Below are 19740 nucleotides of genomic sequence, written 5' to 3' on the forward strand. Positions count from 1 at the left end.
TGTCAGCCAAGATCACCCAGGGTCACCTCCCAGGTGTCGACGGAGTAGTGCGGACGCATCCCCTGCGCCTCGTACAGTGCCAGCGCGCCGGTCGCGTTCAGCGTGTCCACGCCCAGCCCGATGGTGTCCCGGCCGCGGGCCGCGTACACGGCGAAGGCGTGCCGCAGCAGGTGGCCGCCGATGCCGCGGCCGCGCACGTCCGCGCGTACGCCGAGACTGCGCACCCAGCCCATGGCGGCCCGGTTGTCCCTGCTCAGCAGCACTGCCACGTCGCCCTGCCCGGCCAGCTCCGCGATCCAGACCAGGGACCAGTCCATCCCTCCGCGCGCGGCCCCGAGGTCGTCCAGCCACTGCTCGTACGAACGGTACTGGTGGTCGAAGTGGGCCGAGAAGCTGTCCATCAGCAGGGCGTGGGCGGTGCGCCGGTCCGCCTCGGTCGCGCAGGCGCGCAGGGTCAGACCGTCCAGGGGCGCCGGCGGCAGGTCCGCCTCGGGGGCCAGGTCACGGACCATCACGTAGTGGCGGCGCACCCGGCCCCAGCCGCGGCCGGTCAGCACGGCGGTGTCCAGGGTGGGCCGGATGTTCAGGTTGAGGTGCAGCACCGCGGTCGGGGAGCCGCCCTCGCGGGCCCGCTCCAGCGCCCGGGCCTCCATCAGCGCGAGGAGCCGCTCCCCCGCGGCCCCGTGGCCGGGCAGGACGTAGTGGTCGGCGTCGATCCTGACGGGGTCGCCGTCGCACCAGACCACGGCGTACGCGACCACCCGGCCGCCCTCGACGGCCAGCCAGGAGTCCCGGGCCAGGTCCACCTCGGGGTGCAGCAGGTCCGCCTCGACGTCGGAGAGGTCGGTCTCGGGCCGCCCGATCTCGGCGGTGTCCACCGCGTTCATCAGGGCGCAGATGTCGGACGCGTCGTTGGGCCCGGCGGGCCGTACGGTCAGCATCGGCCCACTTTCGGGCCCGGCGCCCCGCGGCCGCAAACCGATTTCCCCCGCGGGGGGACGGCGGTCCGGAAACGGCGCAGGGCGCCCGGCCGACGGTGCGGACCGGGCGCCCTGGCGCTCGTACTGCGGTACTGCGGGTACTGCCGATGCGGATCAGACGGCCAGGACGGCCTTCTCCTCCGCGAAGTGGCACGCCGACTCGTGCGCGGCCGGGGAGTCCGAGCCCTTGAAGCGCTCGGGGACGGCCAGCAGCGGCACCTCCTCGGCGCACTTGTCCTGCGCCTTCCAGCAGCGGGTGCGGAAGCGGCAGCCCGACGGCGGGTTGGCCGGCGAGGGGACGTCACCGGTGAGGATGATCCGCTCGCGGTTGGCGCGGGCCTCCGGGTCCGGGACGGGGACGGCCGACAGCAGCGCCTGGGTGTAGGGGTGCGTCGGGTGGTCGTAGATCTGCACGTCCGTGCCGATCTCGGCCATCTTGCCGAGGTACATCACGCCCACGCGGTCCGAGATGTGCCGGACGATCGACAGGTCGTGCGCGATGAAGATGTAGGAGAGGTTGAACTCGTCCTGCAGCTTCTCCATCAGGTTGACGACCTGCGCCTGGACGGAGACGTCCAGGGCGGAGACCGGCTCGTCGCAGATGATGATCTCGGGGTTGAGCGCGAGGCCGCGGGCGATGCCGATGCGCTGGCGCTGACCGCCCGAGAACTGGTGCGGGTACCGGTTGATGTACTCCGGGTTCAGGCCGACGACGTCGAGCAGTTCCTGCACCTTGCGGCGCCGGTCGCCCTTCGGGGCCACCTCGGGGTGGATCTCGAAGGTCTCGCCGATGATGTCGCCCACCGTCATACGGGGGTTGAGCGAGGTGTACGGGTCCTGGAACACCATCTGGATGTTCCGGCGGACCGCCTTCAGCGCGCGGCCGGACAGCTTGGTGATGTCCTGGCCCTTGTAGAAGACCTCGCCCGCGGTGGCCCGCTCCAGGTTCATCAGCAGCTTGGCGACCGTGGACTTGCCACAGCCGGACTCGCCGACGATGCCCAGGGTCTCGCCCTGGTACAGGTCGAAGGAGACGCCGTCGACGGCCTTGACGGCGCCGACCTGCTTCTTGAACAGGATGCCCTGGGTCAGCGGGAAGTGCTTGACCAGGTTGCGGACCTGGAGGATCGGCTCGCCCTTGGCGACCGGAGCCTCGATCGCGGCCTCCACCTCGGCGACGGCGTCCTTGGCGGCCTCGTCGTTCTTGGTCGGCTCAGCCATGGATCGTCTCCTTCCAGAAGTGGCACGCGCTCTTGCGGCCCGGCAGCTCGCTGCCGTCCTGCTCGGTCACCGGGTGCAGCACCGGGATGTCCGCACGGCAGATGTCCTGGGCCGCGGTGCAGCGCGGGTTGAAGGAGCAACCGGTGGGCAGGCGCAGCAGGTTGGGCGGGAGGCCCTTGATGGCGAAGAGCTCCTGGCCCTTCTGGTCCAGGCGCGGGATCGACTCCAGCAGGCCCTTGGTGTACGGGTGCGCCGGGCGCTTGTAGATGTCGTGGACCGGGGCGGTCTCGACGATCCGGCCCGCGTACATGACCGCGATCTTGTCCGCGACGTCGGCGACGACGCCGAGGTCGTGGGTGATCAGGATCAGGCCCATGTTCATCTCGCGCTGGAGCTCCGCGAGGAGGTCCATGACCTGGGCCTGGACCGTCACGTCGAGGGCCGTGGTCGGCTCGTCGGCGATGATCAGGTCCGGCTCCAGGGCCAGCGCCATGGCGATCATGATGCGCTGGCGCATACCGCCCGAGAAGTGGTGCGGGTAGTCGTTGACCCGCGCCTTGGCGGCGGGGATCTTCACCCGGTCCATCAGCTCGATGGCCTTGAGCTTGGCGTCCTTCTTGGACAGGCCCTGGTGAACCCGGAACATCTCGCCGAGCTGGTAGCCGACGGAGAGCACGGGGTTCAGCGAGGAGAGCGCGTCCTGGAAGATCATGGCGATCTTCTGGCCGCGGATCTGCCGCCGCTCCTCGTTGCTCATCTTCAGCATGTCCTGGCCGCGGAACAGGATCTCGCCCTGCGGGATCTTGCCGGGAGGCATGTCGAGGATGCCCATGATCGCCTGAGCGGTCACGGACTTGCCGGAGCCGGACTCGCCGAGCACGGCGAGGGTCTCGCCGGCGCTGACGCTGTAGTTGACGCCGTTCACGGCCTTGGCCACGCCGTCACGGGTGTGGAACTCCACGTGCAGGTCGCGGACTTCCAGCAGCGGACCGTCGTAGGCCTCCCCGTCGCGGGGGGCCGGGACCGTCGCGGTCTTGTCGATGGTGGTCACGTACGCCCTCCTCAGCGCAGCTTCGGGTCGAGGGCGTTGCGGACTGCTTCGCCGAGCATGATGAACGCCAGGACGGTGATGCTGAGCATGATCGACGGGTAGAGCAGGATGTGCTCCGCCACGCGGATCTGCGCCGCACCGGCCGAGATGTCGACACCCCACGAGACGGTCGGGGACGCGAGTCCCAGGCCGAGGTACGAGAGGGTCGCCTCCGCGGAGATGTAGCCGCCGAGCGCGATCGTCGCGACGACGATCACCGGGGCCATGGCGTTCGGAAGGATGTGCCGGAAGAGGATCCGGACGGTGCCGGCGCCCAGGGCCTGGGCGGCGTGCACGTAGTCGGCCTGCTTGACCGTGATCACCGCACCGCGCATGACGCGGGTGATCTGCGTCCAGCCCAGGAAGGCCAGCGCGAACACCACGGTCCACACCGTGCGGTCGGTGAAGGCCTGCAGGACGACCATGGCGCCGAGCAGGAACGGGACACCGAAGAAGATGTCGGTCAGGCGGGACAGGATCGCGTCCGTGATGCCGCCGAAGTAACCGGCGATCATGCCCATGATGGCGCCGAGCACGGTCACGATCGCCGTCACGGCCACGCCGACGATGATCGAGGCGCGGGTGCCGTAGATGACGCGGGCGTAGACGCTGCGGCCCTGGCCGTCGTAGCCGAACCAGTCCGGCGAGCCGATGCTGCCGAGCTCCGGCTTGGTGAGGAAGTGCTTCACCAGGTCGCCCTCGGTGGGCGAGGCGCTGGTGAACCAGCTCGGGAACGCGCTGATCAGCAGCAGGAGGAAGATCAGCACCGACGAGATGACGAAGTACGGGTTGCGGCGCAGGTCGACCCAGGCGTCGCCCCAGAGGCTGCGGGCCTTCTCCGCCTTCTGCGGCGCGGCGGCGACGGCGGGGGCGGTGGTCTCCTCGGCCGGCGCGTCGACGGTCTTGGTGATGTCAGGCATAACGGATCCTCGGGTCCAGGACCGCGTAGAGGAGGTCGACGAGAAGGCTGGCGATGAGGTACACGACGACCAGGACGGTCACGATGCCGACGACGGTCAGGCCCTCGCGGCGCACGATGGAGTCGTAGATGAGACCACCGACACCGTGGACGTTGAAGAGTCCTTCGGTGACGACCGCGCCGCCCATCAGGGCACCGATGTCGGTGCCGAGGAAGGTGACGACGGGGATCATCGAGTTGCGCATCAGGTGGACACCGATGACGCGGCGCTTCGGGAGACCCTTGGCGACCGCGGTGCGGATGTAGTCGGCGCGCAGGTTCTCGGCCATCGAGGTACGCGTCAGACGCGCCACGTAGGCGAGGGACAACGCACCCAGCACGATGGCGGGCGCGAGCATCTCGCCCCACGTCTCGTCCTGGCCGACGTTGGGTTCGATCCACCCCAGCTTGAAGGCGAAGACCGTCTTGATGATGAAGCCGAGCACGAACACCGGGACCGAGATGATCAGCAGCGTCAGGATCAGGATCAGGTTGTCGGCGAGGCGGCCGGCGTTGAGGCCGGCGACGATGCCGAGGCCGATGCCGAGGACGATCTCGATGACGAACGCCAGCGTGGCCAGCTGCAGCGTCACCGGGAAGGCGTCGCCCATGACGTCCGTGATCTCACGTCCGCTCCGGATCTGCGAACCGAAGTCGAAGTGGAACAGGATGTCGGAAAGGTAGTTCCAGTACTGCTGAAGGATCGGCAGATCCAGCCCGTACTCATGTCGGAGCTTGGCCAGCGTGGCCGGGTCCGTTCCCTTGTCGCCGAACAGGCCGGCCACGGGGTCACCGGGCAGGCTGTAGACCATAAGGAAGATGAGCAGGGTCGTCCCGAAGAAGACCGGGATCATCTGGAGCAGTCGTCGTGCGACATAGCGCCCCATCATGCCTCCGTTGAGAATGCGGCAGGCGCGGGACAGGCCCTCCCGTGCGGCACGCGCCTGTTGCGGCGGCGCGTGCACATACGGAAGGGCCCCCCGGACACTGCGTAAAGGCCGGCTGTGGACTGACTCCCCGTCAGTCCACAGCCGTACTGCGGACTACGTCAGTGACTACTTCTTCTTGACCTCGACGGTCTCGAGGATCGGGTCGCCGTCCTGGGCGTACTGGACGCCGGAGACGTTCTCCGAGTAGCCCGCGTTGACCTTGTAGTACCAGAGCGGGATGGAAGGCATGTAGTTGACCAGTTCCTTCTCGATGGCCTGGTACGCCTTCACCGACTCCTCGAGCGACGCGGCCGTGTCGGCCTTGTCGATCTTGGCGTCGAGCTCCTTGTTGGTGAAGTCACCCTGGTTGCCCGCCGCGCCCGTCTTGAACAGGTCGCGGATGAAGTTGGCGTTCACCGGGTAGTCGAGGACCCAGCCGGAGCGGTAGATCGACTTGACCTGCTTCGACTTGCGGGCCTGGAGGTCGGCCTGGAAGTCGGGCTTGGCGTCGCCGACGCACTTCACGCCGGTCGCCTTGGTGATGGAGCCGCAGACGGCCTCCACCCACTCCTTGTGGCCACCGTCGGAGTTGAACTGGATGGAGATGGCGTTGCCGGGAACGCCGCCACCCTCGGCGATGAGCTTCTTGGCCGCGGCCGGGTCGAACTTGGTGACGTCGGAGCCACCGTTGTCCTGGAAGCCCATGACGCCCTTGGCGACCCAGCCGGTGGCCGGCTCACGGGTGCCGTTGAGGACGGTCTTGGTGATGGTGTCGCGGTCGATCGCCTTCGACAGGCCCTGGATGACCTTCGGGTTGACCGGCTTGGCCTTCCACTGGTCCGCGTAGAACGCGATGGCCAGGGTCTGGATGGCGGAGTAGGCCTGGTCCACGGCGCGGTCGCCGAGGTCCTGACGGTAGACCGGCAGGTCCTTCGGGGCGATCTGACGCAGGACGTCGACGTTGCCCGACTTCAGGTCCTCGTAGGCGGTCTCGAGGGTGGTGTAGTTCTTGAAGATCACACCACCGTTCTTCGCCTTGTTGTCGCCCTTGTAGCCGTCGTAGCGGACGATCTTGATCTGCTTCTTGTGCTCCCACGAGTCGAACTTGTAGGGGCCGTTGCCGATCGGCTTCTCGCCGGCGGCCTTCGGGTTCGCGTAGAACGACTCCGGCAGCGGGGAGAAGACCTCGTAGCCGAGCTTGTAGGCGAAGTACGGGATCGCGGAGGTCAGCTCGATGGTGAAGGTGTTCTCGTCGACGACCTTCAGACCGTCCAGCTTGTCGGCGGTGGGCTTGGCGCCCTCCTTCTCCGGGTGGAGCTTCTCGAAGCCCTTGATGTCGGAGAACCAGGAGGCGTTGCCCTGGTTGTTGTTGATGTTCGCGGCCCAGTTCCACGCCTTGACGTAGGACTCGGCGGTCACCTTGGTGCCGTCGTGGAAGGTCCAGCCCGGCTTCAGCTTGACGGTCCAGGTCTTGGAGTCCTTGGACTCGACGGACTCGGCGTTGACCATCGTGAGCTTGCCGTCGGCGTCGTAGTCGACGAGCTGCGAGAACAGGCCCGAGAGCACGATCGAGCCGTTGGACTCCATCGTGTCGGCCGGCTGCAGGAGCTTCTCCGGCTCGCCGACCTCGATCGAGAAGATGCCGTTGGCGTCGACGGCGCCCTTGCCGGCGTCGTTCGAACCGCCGTCGTTGCCACCGCCGCAGGCGGTCGCAGCCAGGGCGACGACAATCGCGCCCGCTACCAGCTTGGCGCTCTTGGCACCGCGCATGGGTTTCCTCCTCATGAGTCCACTGATCTACATGAGGGACACGATCCGAAGCCGACACCCCTGACGGCTACGGGACGGTGTCCCGAGTGTGCTCGTGAGTCGGCGCTCCCCACAGCGCGTGACCCATTGACCCGAGCTCAATGGAGCCATCCTTAAGGACGCCATGGCTGTTAACCACACTTAAAGGGTCTCGGTTTCACAACATCAACAGTGCTCAAAAACCGAAATACGGACAAAGGGAGCACAGACAGACACGCCCGAAACGGACTGTTAGCGCACGTTCCGGAGTGTGACGACCGGAATCCGGACACTGGAGTGCAACAATCCGTTTGACAAACGCGAACAGCCCGGCCCCCCACGCGATGCGTGGGGGGCCGGGCTGTAACGGCTGCTGTGACTCAGACTACTTGGCGGCCTTGGCGCGCGAAGCGGTACGCGAGCGCTCCTTCTGGTCCAGCACGACCTTGCGGATGCGCACGGCCTCCGGGGTCACCTCGACGCACTCGTCGTCGCGGCAGAACTCCAGGGACTGCTCCAGGGAGAGCTTCCGCGGCGGGACGATCGCCTCGAAGGAGTCGGCGGAGGAGGAGCGCATGTTGGTGAGCTTCTTCTCCTTGGTGATGTTCACGTCCATGTCGTCGGAGCGGGAGTTCTCGCCGACGATCATGCCCTCGTACACCTCGGTGCCGGGGTCGGTGAACAGCACGCCGCGCTCCTGGAGGTTGGTCATCGCGAAGGCGGTGACCGCACCGGCGCGGTCGGCGACCAGGGAGCCGTTGTTGCGGGTCTGCAGCGGACCGAACCAGGGCTCGTGGCCCTCGTGGATCGAGTGCGCGATGCCGGTGCCGCGGGTCTGCGTCAGGAACTCCGTACGGAAGCCGATGAGGCCGCGGGACGGGACGACGAACTCCATGCGGACCCAGCCGGAGCCGTGGTTCGACATGTTGTCCATGCGGCCCTTGCGGACGCCCATGAGCTGGGTGACGGCACCCATGTGCTCCTCGGGGACGTCGATGGTCATGCGCTCGACCGGCTCGTGGACCTTGCCGTCGACGTCCTTGGTGACGACCTGCGGCTTGCCGATGGTCAGCTCGAAGCCCTCACGGCGCATCTGCTCGACCAGGATGGCCAGCGCCAGCTCGCCGCGGCCCTGCACCTCCCAGGCGTCCGGACGCTCGGTGTCGAGGACGCGGAGCGAGACGTTGCCGATCAGCTCGCGGTCCAGGCGGTCCTTGACCTGGCGGGCGGTGACCTTGCGGTCCTTGACCGCGGACTTGGCGTCCGCGCCCTTGCCGGTGCCGCCGCGGCCGACCAGCGGGGAGGTGTTGGTGCCGATGACCATGGAGATCGCGGGCTCGTCGACCGTGATCAGCGGGAGGGCGACCGGGTTCTCCGGGTCGGCCAGCGTCTCACCGATCATGATCTCGGGAATACCGGCGACGGCGCAGATGTCACCGGGGCCGGCGACCTCGGCCGGCTTGCGGGTGAGCGCCTCGGTCATCATCAGCTCGGTGATGCGGACGTTCGAGATCGAGCCGTCACGCTTGATCCACGCGACCGTCTGGCCCTTGCGCAGCTCGCCCTGCTCGACGCGGAGCAGCGCGATACGGCCGAGGAAGTTGTCGGCGTCGAGGTTGGTGACGTGGGCCTGGAGCGGCGCGTCCTCCTCGTACGTCGGGGCCGGGACGTGCTCCAGGATCGTGGAGAAGAAGGGCTCCAGGTTGGTGGAGTCCGCCGGGACCGTGCCGTCCTCCGGCTTGGTCAGCGAGGCGATGCCGTCGCGGCCGCAGGCGTAGACGATCGGGAACTCGATCTGGTCCTCGTCGGCGTCCAGGTCCAGGAACAGGTCGTACGTCTCGTTGACGACCTCGTCGATCCGGGAGTCCGGGCGGTCCGTCTTGTTGATGCAGAGGATGACGGGCATCCGGGCCTGCAGCGCCTTGCGCAGCACGAAGCGGGTCTGCGGCAGCGGACCCTCGGAGGCGTCCACCAGCAGGACGACGGCGTCGACCATCGACAGACCGCGCTCGACCTCGCCACCGAAGTCGGCGTGGCCGGGGGTGTCGATGATGTTGATCGTGATCGGGGCCCCGCCGTCCTTGGGGTGGTACTTCACCGCCGTGTTCTTGGCGAGGATCGTGATGCCCTTCTCACGCTCCAGGTCGTTCGAGTCCATCATGCGGTCGTCGAGCTGCTGGTGGGCGGCGAAGGCGCCAGCCTGCTTGAGCATGGCGTCGACGATGGTCGTCTTGCCGTGGTCGACGTGGGCGACGATGGCTACGTTACGGATGTCGTGGCGCGTGGGCATACTGCGGCGCTTCTCCCGGGATCGTGGATGGCGTCGCGTACGGTCCGGTACGCGAGCCCGCCGGGCGGAAAACCTGCCACGGCCTTACCCCATGGTACGTCGCGTGGCGGGGAGCGCATGCCGGGGGCCTGTCAAGGGGCCGGAGGGCTGAGCTTCAGGGGGCGGTGCTGCTGCGGTGCTGCGGTGCGCCCGGGGCCGTCCCGGAGGTGGGGAGGGTGCGGCCCCGGAGGGGATCCCGGGAGGTCCCGGGGCGGGTCAACGGGTGCGACCGACCTTGCCCGCCGGCGGGACCGGCGGGCAAGGCACTTGAGCCACATCTGAGCTTGCGCCCGGATGCCTTCACACGTTCTGCAGATCTTCTTCCTCAGTTCTTCCCGGCGCCCCCGGGGCCGCCGGCGCCCGCCTTCTTCCAGCCGATGTCCTGGTAGCGGGGGGTGCCGAGGCCGAAGGCGCCGGCGTTGCTGACACCCGGCTTGACCGCCACCAGCTCGGGCCGCTGGTAGAGGGGGATGGAGCCGGCGGCGGCCCAGATGCGGGCGTCCGCCTTCTTCATCAGCTCCCGGGACTCGTCCTCGTTCAGCTCACCGAGCGCCTGATCGAACAGCTGGTCGATGTGGTCGGTGCCGACCCGGGTGTAGTTCTGTTCGACCAGCAGCGAGCCGTCCGCCGCCGGCTCCGGCTTGGCGAAGATCGGCCGGGCGTCGGTGGCCGGGTAGGCCGTCGCGGGCCACGAGTACAGGGCGAGGTCGTACTGGCCCGAGGCGATGTGGTCCTTGAAGAAGCTCTCGTCCGGCACCTTGGTCAGCTCGGTGCTCACCCCGATGCCCCGCAGCATCTGCGCGATCCGCTCGCCGACCGTGCGCAGCGCCTCCGAGCCAGGACCCGAGGGCAGCACGAACCGCAGGCTGAGCGTCTTGCCGTCCTTGGCCAGCAGCGAGCCGGAGGTGCGGACCTGCCGCGCCGGGGCCGGGGTGCCCTTGGCCGGGACGCCCGCCGCCGGCTCCCGCCCGTCGCCCTCCTTCGCGTCGGCCTCCTTCGCGTCGGCCTCCTCCGCGTCCTCGTCGGCGCGCTTCTTGCCGTCGTCGCGGGCGCCCGGCGCGGCCAGCGCCTCCGCCTGGTCGACCAGCGAGGCCTCCTGGAGGGCGGCCAGCGGAGCCGGGGCCAGCAGGGCCGCGCCTCCGCGCCGCACGGACGCGGTGTCCGCGTCCACGACCTCGCCGTCCGCGGCCGCGGCGTACGCGCCGTCCCCGGCGTACCGGCCCCGGTCGGCGACCGGCCGGCGGCCCGGGTTCTTCTCGTCCTCCTGGCCCACGATGTACAGGCCGTCGTTGCCCGTCCCGTCGCCCGCCGGCCGGACCGTCTTGGAGTCGTCCGCGGCCGGCCGCGCGGCCTCGCCACCCGCCCGGGCGCCCGCCGCGGCGTCCCCGAGCGGCGCGCCCTTGCGCCAGCCGGCGTCCGCGAGCAGGGCCTGGGCGGCACGGGTGTCCCGGCCGCCGAGGGCGCCGCTGTTGTCGGCGTACGCGCGCTGCCCGGCCAGGGCCAGGTGGCTGCCGACCGGCCGGGCGGGCAGCCCCAGCGGCTTGAGCACCGCCTCGGCCAGCGCCTGCCGGTCCAGCACCCGGGCGATGGCGCGGCGCACCCGCTCGTCGGCGAGGGGGCCGCTCGCGCCGTTCAGCGCGAGCTGGGTGTACGCGGGCTCCAGCGACTTGCGCACCCGGAAGCCGCCCAGCGCCTTCTGCTCCGCGGCGTACGTGGCCACCGCGTCGGCGTTCCGCTTGCGGGCGGCCTTCTCGTCCTCGGCCAGCTCCTCGGCGGAGCCGTTGGCGACCGCCCAGGACCTCAGCGCCTGCGCGGCGGTGACGGCGGCGCCGGGCCCGTGCGCCGGCTTCCCGGCCGCACCCGCGCCCCGCTTCGCGTCCCGCAGCGCCAGCGCGATCCGCTCGGCGCCCGCCCGGTCGACCTCGGCGATGTCGAGCTTCCCGGCCGCCAGCGCCGCCGGCCGGTCGGCCCGCGCCACCGCGGCCAGCACCAGGGTGTCGAGCTTGGCCGGCTGACCCCACCAGCGCGGGTTGCGCGACAGGGCGACCGTGGCGTTCTTCTTGTCGACCGCCCCGAGGGCGAACGGGCCCGCGGTGACCTTGAGCGTGCCCCGCGCCCCCTCGTTGAAGGCCTCGGGGGTGCCGGTGACCTGCTTGGGGTAGAGCGGGGTGAACAGCGACCGCCAGTCGGCGTACGGCTTGGCGAAGGTGACCTTGACCTCCAGGTCGTCCCCGCCGCGCTCGATCTTCTCGATGCGCTCGTAGCCGGCGTTGCGGGCCGTCCAGTACGCCGAGTCCCGGCCGTTCAGCGCGCGCCACTGGGCGACGAAGTCGGGGGCCCCGATCTCGCGGCCGTCGCTCCACACCGCCTGCTGGTTGAGCTTGTAGAGGACGACCTGCTTCGGCTCGCGCTCGACGACCTCCGCCTTCTCCAGGTAGTCGGGATTGGCCACCGGCCGGCCCTGCGCGTTCAGGGTGAACAGCGCCGGAAGCACCGCCCCCGCGATCCGGGTGGTGGTGGCGTCCGCGTCGGCCTGGAATGCGTTCAGGGTGTCGGGCAGCGCGTCGACGGCCCAGCGCATCACTCCCCCGTCGGCCACCACGGGCCGGGCGGCGGCGCCGATGTCCTGGCCGGCGGCCCGGCCGCTGTCGTCGTCGGGCGAACCGCACCCCGCGAGGAAGGGCAGCGCGAGCACGCCCGAGGTCAGGAGCGCCAACGATCTGCGCCTTCTCTGGGACATGGGTGGTACCTCCGGGGGCGGCCGTTCTCGATCACGTATGGCGGTATGGCGGTATAAGGAGCTGATCACACCGGTGACGAACCCACTGAAATCGACCGCCCGCCGCTCCCCCCTCACCCGCGCCGCGCCACGCCGCCAACCCCACCCGCACGGCCCAACGAGGCTTGCCGCCTCCCACCCCCGGCGGTAGCGGAGAAGACGGGGCGTTCCCTCCTGCGAGGGATGAGAATGGGGGGAGGAGGGGCGCACACATCGCGCCTGCGCGCCCGCAATCCCGGCACATCCCTTCACAACCGGGGACGGGAGGCGCGACACTCGCAGGCGCACATGAGCGTTGCCACCGCAACCTGCGGAAGTGAGGGCAAGTCATGTCCCTGCAGGACGATTTGAACGCCGTACGGCGCAACCTGGACGAGCTGACCCGCAAGGTCGAGCAGCTGGAGCAGAAGGCCGCACGCCAGTCCCCGGCCGGCTCCTCGTCCCCCACGCCCCCGGGCCAGGGGATGGTCAGCATCCCGGACACCCCGTACGACAGCGCAATGTGGACGGACACGGACGACGAGGGCCTCGGCGCCCGCGACCGTCGCGCGCCGTAGCGGCGCAGCCTCCGCCCCGACCACGGCCCTGCCGCCCGGCGGGGCCGCGCTCGGCATTGCCGCTCCCCGCATCACCGGGGTCCCGTACCGCCGCGTTCCGGTTCGCCTCCCCGGCACCGCCCCGCCCGGCCGGCCCCGGCCGCGGGGCCGCCCAGGCCCCACACCCCTCGTCCACTCCACCCGGAGTCCCCCTTGGCCACAGGAACAGAACCACCCGCCCGGCTGACCGGCGTCCACGACGCCTCCCGGGCCGAGATCCCCGCCCGGCACCTGCGCACCGACCGCTGGTGGCTGGCCCCCGCCGCCACCGCGGCGGGGCTGCTCGCCTTCATCGTCTACTCGACCTGGCGGGCCTTCGCCAACGCGGACTACTACGCCGCGCCCTACGTCTCGCCGTTCTACTCGCCCTGCCTCGCGGAGAACTGCGTCCCCATGCAGGGCGGCCCCAACTGGGCCCTGTTCGGAAGCTGGTGGGGCCTGTCCCCCGCGCTGCTGATCCTGGTCTTCCCGCTCGGCTTCCGGCTGACCTGCTACTACTACCGCAAGGCGTACTACCGCGGCTTCTGGGCCTCGCCGCCCGCCTGCGCCGTCGCCGAACCGCACGCGAAGTACACCGGCGAGACCCGCTTCCCGCTCGTCCTGCAGAACCTGCACCGCTACTTCTTCTACGCGGCGCTGCCGGTCGCCGCGATCCTCACGTACGACGCGCTGCTGACCTTCCGGAACGAGGACTACGAGTGGGGCCACATGGGCCTGGGCACCCTCGTCTTCCTCGTCAACACCGTGCTGATCTGGGCCTACACCCTGTCGTGCCACTCCTGCCGGCACATCATCGGCGGCCGCCTCAAGCACTTCTCCCAGCACCCCGTCCGCTACCGCCTGTGGGGCTTCGTGGGCAGGCTCAACGCCCGCCACATGCTCCTCGCCTGGGCCTCACTGATCAGCGTGGCGCTCTGCGACCTCTACGTGTACCTGCTCGCCACCGGCGCCTTCACCGACCCGAGGATCTTCTGACATGACGCAAGTCGACCGGCAGCAGTGGGACGTGGTCGTGGTCGGCGCGGGAGGCGCCGGGCTGCGGGCCGCCATCGAGGCGCGGGAGCGGGGCGCCCGTACCGCGGTGATCTGCAAGTCCCTCTTCGGCAAGGCCCACACCGTGATGGCCGAGGGCGGCATCGCCGCCTCCATGGCCAACGTCAACGAACACGACAACTGGCAGGTGCACTTCCGCGACACCATGCGCGGCGGCAAGTTCCTCAACCAGTGGCGGATGGCCGAGCTGCACGCCAAGGAGGCCCCCGACCGGGTCTGGGAGCTGGAGACCTGGGGCGCGCTCTTCGACCGCACGCCCGACGGGAAGATCTCCCAGCGCAACTTCGGCGGCCACGAGTACCCCCGCCTCGCGCACGTCGGCGACCGCACCGGCCTGGAGCTGATCCGCACCCTCCAGCAGAAGATCGTCTCCCTCCAGCAGCAGGACCACGAGCAGACCGGGGACTACGAGTCGGGCCTCAAGGTCTTCCAGGAGTACACGGTCACCCGCGTCCTCAAGGACGGAGACAAGGTCTCCGGAGTCTTCTGCTACGAACGCGAGTCCGGCCGCTTCACGGTCCTGGAGGCCCCCGCGGTCGTGCTGGCCACCGGCGGCATCGGCAAGTCCTTCAAGACCACCTCGAACTCCTGGGAGTACACCGGCGACGGCCACGCCCTGGCCCTGCTCGCCGGCGCGCCCCTCCTGAACATGGAGTTCGTCCAGTTCCACCCGACGGGCATGGTCTGGCCCCCCTCGGTCAAGGGCATCCTCGTCACCGAATCCGTCCGCGGCGACGGCGGCGTGCTGCGCAACAGCGAGGGCAGGCGCTTCATGTTCGACTACGTCCCCGACGTCTTCAAGGAGAAGTACGCGGAGACGGAGGAGGAGGGCGACCGCTGGTACGAGGACCCGGACAACAACCGGCGCCCGCCCGAGCTGCTCCCCCGCGACGAGGTCGCCCGCGCCATCAACTCCGAGGTCAAGGCGGGCCGCGGCTCCCCGCACGGCGGCGTCTTCCTGGACGTCTCGACCCGCATGCCCGCCGAGAAGATCAAACGCCGGCTCCCCTCGATGTACCACCAGTTCAAGGAGCTGGCGGACGTCGACATCACGGCCGAGGCGATGGAGGTCGGCCCGACCTGCCACTACGTGATGGGCGGCATCGCGGTCGACTCGGACACCGCCGCCACGGTCGGCGTGCCGGGGCTCTTCGCCGCGGGCGAGGTCGCGGGCGGCATGCACGGCTCCAACCGCCTCGGCGGCAACTCCCTCTCCGACCTCCTGGTCTTCGGCCGCCGGGCCGGCCTGCACGCCGCCGAGTACGCGTCCGGGCTCGCCGCCCGCCCCGAGGTCGCCCAGGACCAGATCGACGCGGCCGCGACGGAAGCCCTCGCCCCGTTCCACGCGGAGGAGGGCGCGGAGAACCCGTACACCCTCCACCAGGAACTCCAGCAGACGATGAACGACCTGGTCGGCATCATCCGCCGGGAGGGCGAGATGGCCCAGGCCCTGGAGCGCCTGGCCGCCCTGCGGGTACGGGCCCGCCGCGCCGGCGTCGAGGGGCACCGCCAGTTCAACCCGGGCTGGCACCTCGCCCTCGACCTCCGCAACATGCTGCTGGTCAGCGAGTGCGTGGCCCGGGCCGCCCTGGAGCGCACGGAGAGCCGCGGCGGCCACACCCGCGAGGACTACCCGTCCATGGAACGCTCCTGGCGCCCGGTGAACCTCCTCTGCACACCGGTGTCACCCACCCCCGCGGACCCGGCCGCCGACCACATCGAACTGATCCGCACCCGAACGGACCCCATCCGCCCCGACCTCCTCGCCCTCTTCGAGAAGGAAGAGCTGGTCAAGTACCTCGCCGAAGAGGAGCTTTTCTCATGAGCACGTACGACGCGCGCTTCCGGGTCTGGCGGGGCGACGCGGAGGGCGGCGGCCTGCGGGACTTCACGGTCGAGGTGCACGACGGCGAGGTGGTGCTCGACATCATCCACCGCCTCCAGGCCACCCAGGCGGCGGACCTGGCCGTCCGCTGGAACTGCAAGGCGGGCAAGTGCGGCTCGTGCAGCGCGGAGGTCAACGGCCGGCCGCGCCTGATGTGCATGACCCGCATGTCGACCTTCACCCGCGACGAAACCATCACGGTCACCCCCCTGCGGGCCTTCCCGGTCGTCCGCGACCTGGTCACGGACGTCTCCTTCAACTACGCCAAGGCCCGCGAGGTCCCGGCCTTCGTCCCGCCCGAAGGCCTGAAGGCCGGCGAGTACCGGATGCAACAGGTGGACGTGGACCGCTCCCAGGAGTTCCGCAAGTGCATCGAGTGCTTCCTGTGCCAGGACACCTGCCACGTGGTGCGTGACCACGAGGAGAACAAGACCGCCTTCGCCGGTCCCCGCTTCCTGATGCGGGTGGCGGAGCTGGACATGCACCCGCTGGACGCGGCCGCGGAGCAGGGCCTGGACCGCAAGCGCACCGCCCAGGAGGAACACGGCCTGGGCTACTGCAACATCACGAAGTGCTGCACGGAGGTGTGCCCCGAGGGCATCAAGATCACCGATAACGCCCTGATCCCCCTCAAGGAACGAGCGGTGGACCGCAAGTACGACCCGCTGATCTGGCTGGGCAACAAGATCCGCCGCCGGGCGGAGTGACTCCGGCCGGCTGGCCCGGGGCCGTGACGGCTCCGGGCCACCGGCGCGCGCAGCCCCCGGTCGTGCCACCACGTCTCAAAAGTGGTGCGTTTCAACAGGTCAGACGGACCCGCCCGCCGCGCGACGGCGGAAGCGCGTAGCGATCTGCGGCGGCTTATGAAGGGGCACAGCCGACCCGGAGGCCGCCGAGACGGGCTGGGGGCCTACGGACGCTGACGCGTCCGCCCCTTGGGGCGGGGGCCGGGGCAGCTCCGGTGACCGGGGGACGTGCCGCGGAACCAGGGATGCCGATTCCCCGACGCCGGGTCCCGGCCCTGAGGGTGGTTGGTGGCTGATGTCCCCCCAGGTCGTTTTCCTGGGGCTGTCCGCCGAGGGCTTTTCCTTCCGGGCCGGGGTGCCCTGTCAAGGGTGGCCCGAAGGGCCATCGCGCAGCGACGCGGAGCGCAGCGGAGCGCCCTTGACAGGGTGCCCCGGCCCGGAAACCCTCGGTCGGCGGACGGCCTCAGGCCGGGCCGGCATGTAGGTGCGGGCGCGGGACGGGGGCAGCTTTGACAGGCCCGGGGTGGCTCCGGGTGCCCCTAGAGGGATGCCCCGCCTCCGGAGGCTTCGAGTACCGCCCCGTTCTGTGGGCGTCCGCCGACCGAGGGTTTCCGGGGCGCGCTGGCCTGTCAAGGGCGCTCCGCTGCGCTCCGCGTCGCCTGCGGCGATTCCACTTCGTTCCACCCTTGACAGGCCACCCGCCCCGGAAGGCAAAGACCTCGGCGGACACCCCCAGGAAGGACGCCCAGGGGGACAACGCAGGCACTCCGGTACCGGGTGCGTGTCCCGGCGCCGGGGCTCGGCCCCGCCCCAAGGGGCGGACGCGTCAGCGTCCGTAGGCCCCCAGCCCGTCTCGGCGGCCTCCGGGCCGCCCGTGCCCCTTCATAAGCCGCCCACGATCGCTACGCGCTTCTCCCTCACGCGGCAACCGGCTCGCACGGGGTGAAGACAGGGCGGTGCGGTGGAAGCGGACGGCCGGTCAAGCCGACCCGCATTCCGCCCACAGCAACTTCCCGCCCGGTTCTCCGTACAGCCCGCCGCTGCCCAGCGGGTACGCGCCCCAGTTGTCCGCGTAGGACTGCACGAGGAACAGCCCTCGGCCGTGCTCGGCGGTCGTCGCGGGGGTGTCGGCCGTGCCGCCGGGTGTGAAGGGCGGAGGGATGTGCGGGTTGCTGTCCCAGACCGCCACGCGGAGGCGGTCCGGGGTGAGGGCGCGCAGGCGCAGCGTGTACGGGGTGTCGGAGTGCAGGTAGGCGTTGGTGACCAGCTCGCAGGTCAGCAGCTCGGCGGTCGGCTGCACGGCGGTCATCGCGTGCACCTGGAGGACCCAGCGGAGCATCCGCCGGGCGAGGCCCGGAGCGCGGGGATCCTGCGGAAGTTGGAGGGTGTAGGCCCACGACGGGGCTACGGTGACACTCATGGAAGTCTCCGATCACGGAGGGGTGTTGGTGTCGATGCGTGTGGTGCCCGGTGACCAGGTCGCTCCGTCGAGCGGGGTGCTTCCGGGTGGAAGGCCTGGTGCTCACGCTAGAGCCTTCCATGGAATGCATTCCATGGAAGACGGGGATGGCGGTCCCACTCCATTCATGTGGGTGACGGCTTTCGTGCAGGAGTGCTAATGCCCTCGACCATGCCCACGGCCAGGCGCCAAAGGCTCGGCAGCGAGCTGCGTCGACTGCGCGAGCGCGCCGGACTGACGGCCACCCAGGCAGCCGCCTTCATCGGCGGCAACCAGGCCCGCATGAGCAATATCGAAGCCGGCCGCTACGGCGTGAGCGCGGAGCGGGTACGCGAGCTGGCCCACCGGTACGAATGCACGGATCAGGAGCTGATCGAAGCGCTCTCCGGCATGACAGGAGAGCGCAGGAACGGCTGGTGGGAGGAGTACCGGGAAATCCTCGCAGCAGGTCTACTCGACCTCGCCGAACTGGAGTACCACGGCACGCGCCTCCGCACATCGCACACGTCGGGAATCCCCGGGCTCCTTCAGACGGTGGAACACGCTCGGGAGGTGTTCCGCCAGGTCGTACCCGAACTGACACCATCACAGATCGAGCACCGCCTTTCCTTCCGCATCAAGCGTCAGGAGGTGCTGTTCGGGGATGCACCACCGCCGTACACGGCAGTCATCCACGAAGCCGCGCTTCGCATGCGGTTCGGCGGTCCAGAGGTGGCCAAGGCGCAGCTGACCCATCTCCTGGCAATGAGCGAGGCTCAGCACATCAGCATTCGCGCCATCCCCTTCACCGCCGGTGGATACCCAGGCGCAGGCCAGCCCGTCTACTACGTGCACGGCCCCGTCCCGCAGCTGGACACCGTCCAGCTCGACCAGTCGCACGGCGTGGTGCTGCTCGACGCGGAGGCTCAGCTGGCGAAGTACCGGCGAGTCCTGGACCGACTGGAAGCCCTCGCCCTGGACGAGCCGAGATCGCGGGACCTGCTCCAGTCCATCACCAAGACTCTTTGAGGAATCGCATGCTTCATGACCACTGGCAGAAGTCGACCTACTGCGGCGAGGGCGAATCATGCGTCTACGCAGCCCAGGACACCACCGCCATCCGCATCGCCCAGCGTGCGGACGGAGTTGGACCTATCGTGACCGCCGGTGCCGGCGCCTGGGCGGCGTTCATACAGGCCGTGAGGGCCGCCGACCTTCAGTCATCCCGGAAGCCGTGAAGGAGCCCGTCATGCCCAACCCCGCCTGGCGGAAGTCATCCCACTGCGGCGAGGGCGAGGCCTGCCTCTACGTCGCCCACGGCCCCCACCACAGCCGCATTGCCGAGCGCGGGGACGGCAACGGGGTCGTGGTGGCCTTCGGCCACGACGCCTGGGCGGCGTTCATCCGGGCCCTGAGGGGCGACACGGCGAGGTAACCAGAAGGGAACGTTTCGGCTTTTTCGGCCGTTCTAGAGTGATTTCGCATCGATCACTTGGTACTGCCACGTACCCGTCCCGAAGGGCCGTTCCATGCGCCTTCGCCAGGCCGCCGTCACCGCAGTCGGCGTGCTCGCCCTCGTCCTGTCCGCCGCCAACCCCGCCAGCGCCGCCAACGGCGATTTCCTGTACAAGGTCGGCCCGGGCGTCCCGGCCGGGGTGGCGGACCCCGACAGCCGTACCTGCATCAACCTCTTCGGAGCCACCGAGGAGGACCCGGCCTTCGCGCCCCAGAACCTCACCGACGCCACGGCCACGGTCTTCCTCGACTTCGACTGCAACGGCGACGTCTTCTACGTGATGAACCCCGGCAAGAAGCTCGGGGACCGTCTGAAGCTCAGGTCCGTCGTCTTCTCCTGACAGCGACCCGCGCCCCCGCGGCTCCGGTCGCGGGGGGACGTTGGCGCTCATACCCTCCCAAATGTGACGCCGCCGAAGAGACGTGCCAGCGA

At 69.8% G+C, this 19740-nt stretch carries 17 protein-coding genes; 8 read left to right on the top strand and 9 right to left on the bottom strand.

From position 1 onward, the window contains the following. Positions 1–2: 2 nt before the first annotated feature. From ACIQUR_RS26060 to ACIQUR_RS26095, 8 genes are all read right to left on the bottom strand, one after another. Positions 3–941, bottom strand: a complete 939-nt coding sequence (locus ACIQUR_RS26060) for a GNAT family N-acetyltransferase (RefSeq protein ID WP_403668754.1) — start codon at positions 939–941, stop codon at positions 3–5. Positions 942–1094: 153 nt separating this feature from the next. Beyond that, complete coding sequence (locus tag ACIQUR_RS26065; protein ID WP_403668757.1) at positions 1095–2201, bottom strand: ABC transporter ATP-binding protein; 1107 nt, start codon at positions 2199–2201, stop codon at positions 1095–1097. Then, positions 2194–3252, bottom strand: coding sequence for an ABC transporter ATP-binding protein (locus tag ACIQUR_RS26070; RefSeq protein WP_403668760.1), 1059 nt, complete (start codon positions 3250–3252; stop codon positions 2194–2196). The genes ACIQUR_RS26065 and ACIQUR_RS26070 overlap by 8 nt, the downstream gene beginning before the upstream one ends. Before the next feature lie 11 nt (positions 3253–3263). After that, positions 3264–4211, bottom strand: coding sequence for an ABC transporter permease (locus tag ACIQUR_RS26075; protein WP_403668763.1), 948 nt, complete (start codon positions 4209–4211; stop codon positions 3264–3266). After that, positions 4204–5136 (bottom strand): ABC transporter permease, encoded by a 933-nt coding sequence (locus ACIQUR_RS26080; RefSeq protein WP_399944934.1) that lies wholly within the window; start codon positions 5134–5136, stop codon positions 4204–4206. Before ACIQUR_RS26080 ends, ACIQUR_RS26075 begins: the two co-directional genes overlap by 8 nt. 168 nt (positions 5137–5304) lie before the next feature. Then, positions 5305–6948 (bottom strand): ABC transporter substrate-binding protein, encoded by a 1644-nt coding sequence (locus ACIQUR_RS26085; protein ID WP_403668765.1) that lies wholly within the window; start codon positions 6946–6948, stop codon positions 5305–5307. 403 nt (positions 6949–7351) lie between these two features. Beyond that, positions 7352–9256 carry a translational GTPase TypA gene (gene typA / locus ACIQUR_RS26090; protein ID WP_399944928.1) on the bottom strand — a complete coding sequence of 635 codons (1905 nt, stop codon included), beginning with the start codon at positions 9254–9256 and terminating at the stop codon, positions 7352–7354. 364 nt (positions 9257–9620) lie between these two features. Beyond that, positions 9621–12035, bottom strand: coding sequence for an ABC transporter family substrate-binding protein (locus ACIQUR_RS26095; protein WP_403668767.1), 2415 nt, complete (start codon positions 12033–12035; stop codon positions 9621–9623). Between the two features lie 368 nt (positions 12036–12403). Here ACIQUR_RS26095 and ACIQUR_RS26100 point away from each other — a divergent pair, with 368 nt between their 5' ends. From ACIQUR_RS26100 to ACIQUR_RS26115, 4 genes are all read left to right on the top strand, one after another. Continuing rightward, entirely contained in the window at positions 12404–12631 is a 228-nt protein-coding gene (locus ACIQUR_RS26100; protein WP_403668770.1) for a hypothetical protein, read from the top strand. A gap of 192 nt (positions 12632–12823) precedes the next feature. Then, positions 12824–13645 carry a hypothetical protein gene (locus tag ACIQUR_RS26105; protein ID WP_403668773.1) on the top strand — a complete coding sequence of 274 codons (822 nt, stop codon included), beginning with the start codon at positions 12824–12826 and terminating at the stop codon, positions 13643–13645. 1 nt (position 13646) lies between these two features. Next, the gene (locus tag ACIQUR_RS26110; RefSeq protein WP_403668775.1) at positions 13647–15548 is read left to right on the top strand and encodes a fumarate reductase/succinate dehydrogenase flavoprotein subunit; all 1902 of its coding nucleotides are present in this window, start codon (positions 13647–13649) and stop codon (positions 15546–15548) included. Then, positions 15545–16315 carry a succinate dehydrogenase/fumarate reductase iron-sulfur subunit gene (locus ACIQUR_RS26115; RefSeq protein ID WP_403668778.1) on the top strand — a complete coding sequence of 257 codons (771 nt, stop codon included), beginning with the start codon at positions 15545–15547 and terminating at the stop codon, positions 16313–16315. Before ACIQUR_RS26110 ends, ACIQUR_RS26115 begins: the two co-directional genes overlap by 4 nt. 1018 nt (positions 16316–17333) lie before the next feature. Here ACIQUR_RS26115 and ACIQUR_RS26120 read toward each other — a convergent pair. After that, complete coding sequence (locus ACIQUR_RS26120) at positions 17334–17774, bottom strand: ATP-binding protein (protein ID WP_403668782.1); 441 nt, start codon at positions 17772–17774, stop codon at positions 17334–17336. A 198-nt stretch (positions 17775–17972) separates the two neighbouring features. Between ACIQUR_RS26120 and ACIQUR_RS26125 the strand changes: the two genes are divergently transcribed. The 4 genes from ACIQUR_RS26125 to ACIQUR_RS26140 all read left to right on the top strand — a co-directional run bounded on the left by ACIQUR_RS26125 (position 17973) and on the right by ACIQUR_RS26140 (position 19648). Next, the gene (locus tag ACIQUR_RS26125) at positions 17973–18821 is read left to right on the top strand and encodes a helix-turn-helix domain-containing protein (protein WP_403668785.1); all 849 of its coding nucleotides are present in this window, start codon (positions 17973–17975) and stop codon (positions 18819–18821) included. 8 nt (positions 18822–18829) lie between these two features. Beyond that, positions 18830–19030, top strand: a complete 201-nt coding sequence (locus ACIQUR_RS26130; RefSeq protein ID WP_403668788.1) for a DUF397 domain-containing protein — start codon at positions 18830–18832, stop codon at positions 19028–19030. An 11-nt stretch (positions 19031–19041) separates the two neighbouring features. After that, a complete protein-coding gene (locus ACIQUR_RS26135; protein ID WP_403668791.1) occupies positions 19042–19227 on the top strand; it encodes a DUF397 domain-containing protein in 186 nt (61 codons plus the stop codon). 94 nt (positions 19228–19321) lie between these two features. Continuing rightward, on the top strand, positions 19322–19648 hold the full coding sequence (locus tag ACIQUR_RS26140; protein ID WP_403668794.1) for a hypothetical protein: 327 nt from the start codon (positions 19322–19324) through the stop codon (positions 19646–19648). The last annotated feature ends 92 nt before the right edge of the window (positions 19649–19740 follow it).

This window comes from Streptomyces sp. NPDC101132, from assembly GCF_044759225.1.
GTDB lineage: Bacteria > Actinomycetota > Actinomycetes > Streptomycetales > Streptomycetaceae > Streptomyces.

What these genes read in the sequence shown, in the direction of transcription:
- ACIQUR_RS26060 (WP_403668754.1), bottom strand. Translation starts at nt 941, where the DNA reads ATGCTGACCGTACGGCCCGCCGGGCCCAACGACGCGTCCGACATCTGC.
- ACIQUR_RS26065 (WP_403668757.1), bottom strand. Translation starts at nt 2,201, where the DNA reads ATGGCTGAGCCGACCAAGAACGACGAGGCCGCCAAGGACGCCGTCGCC.
- ACIQUR_RS26075 (WP_403668763.1), bottom strand. Translation starts at nt 4,211, where the DNA reads ATGCCTGACATCACCAAGACCGTCGACGCGCCGGCCGAGGAGACCACC.
- ACIQUR_RS26080 (WP_399944934.1), bottom strand. Translation starts at nt 5,136, where the DNA reads ATGGGGCGCTATGTCGCACGACGACTGCTCCAGATGATCCCGGTCTTC.
- ACIQUR_RS26085 (WP_403668765.1), bottom strand. Translation starts at nt 6,948, where the DNA reads ATGCGCGGTGCCAAGAGCGCCAAGCTGGTAGCGGGCGCGATTGTCGTC.
- typA (WP_399944928.1), bottom strand. Translation starts at nt 9,256, where the DNA reads ATGCCCACGCGCCACGACATCCGTAACGTAGCCATCGTCGCCCACGTC.
- ACIQUR_RS26095 (WP_403668767.1), bottom strand. Translation starts at nt 12,035, where the DNA reads ATGTCCCAGAGAAGGCGCAGATCGTTGGCGCTCCTGACCTCGGGCGTG.
- ACIQUR_RS26100 (WP_403668770.1), top strand. Translation starts at nt 12,404, where the DNA reads ATGTCCCTGCAGGACGATTTGAACGCCGTACGGCGCAACCTGGACGAG.
- ACIQUR_RS26110 (WP_403668775.1), top strand. Translation starts at nt 13,647, where the DNA reads ATGACGCAAGTCGACCGGCAGCAGTGGGACGTGGTCGTGGTCGGCGCG.
- ACIQUR_RS26115 (WP_403668778.1), top strand. Translation starts at nt 15,545, where the DNA reads ATGAGCACGTACGACGCGCGCTTCCGGGTCTGGCGGGGCGACGCGGAG.
- ACIQUR_RS26120 (WP_403668782.1), bottom strand. Translation starts at nt 17,774, where the DNA reads ATGAGTGTCACCGTAGCCCCGTCGTGGGCCTACACCCTCCAACTTCCG.
- ACIQUR_RS26125 (WP_403668785.1), top strand. Translation starts at nt 17,973, where the DNA reads ATGCCCTCGACCATGCCCACGGCCAGGCGCCAAAGGCTCGGCAGCGAG.
- ACIQUR_RS26130 (WP_403668788.1), top strand. Translation starts at nt 18,830, where the DNA reads ATGCTTCATGACCACTGGCAGAAGTCGACCTACTGCGGCGAGGGCGAA.
- ACIQUR_RS26135 (WP_403668791.1), top strand. Translation starts at nt 19,042, where the DNA reads ATGCCCAACCCCGCCTGGCGGAAGTCATCCCACTGCGGCGAGGGCGAG.
- ACIQUR_RS26140 (WP_403668794.1), top strand. Translation starts at nt 19,322, where the DNA reads ATGCGCCTTCGCCAGGCCGCCGTCACCGCAGTCGGCGTGCTCGCCCTC.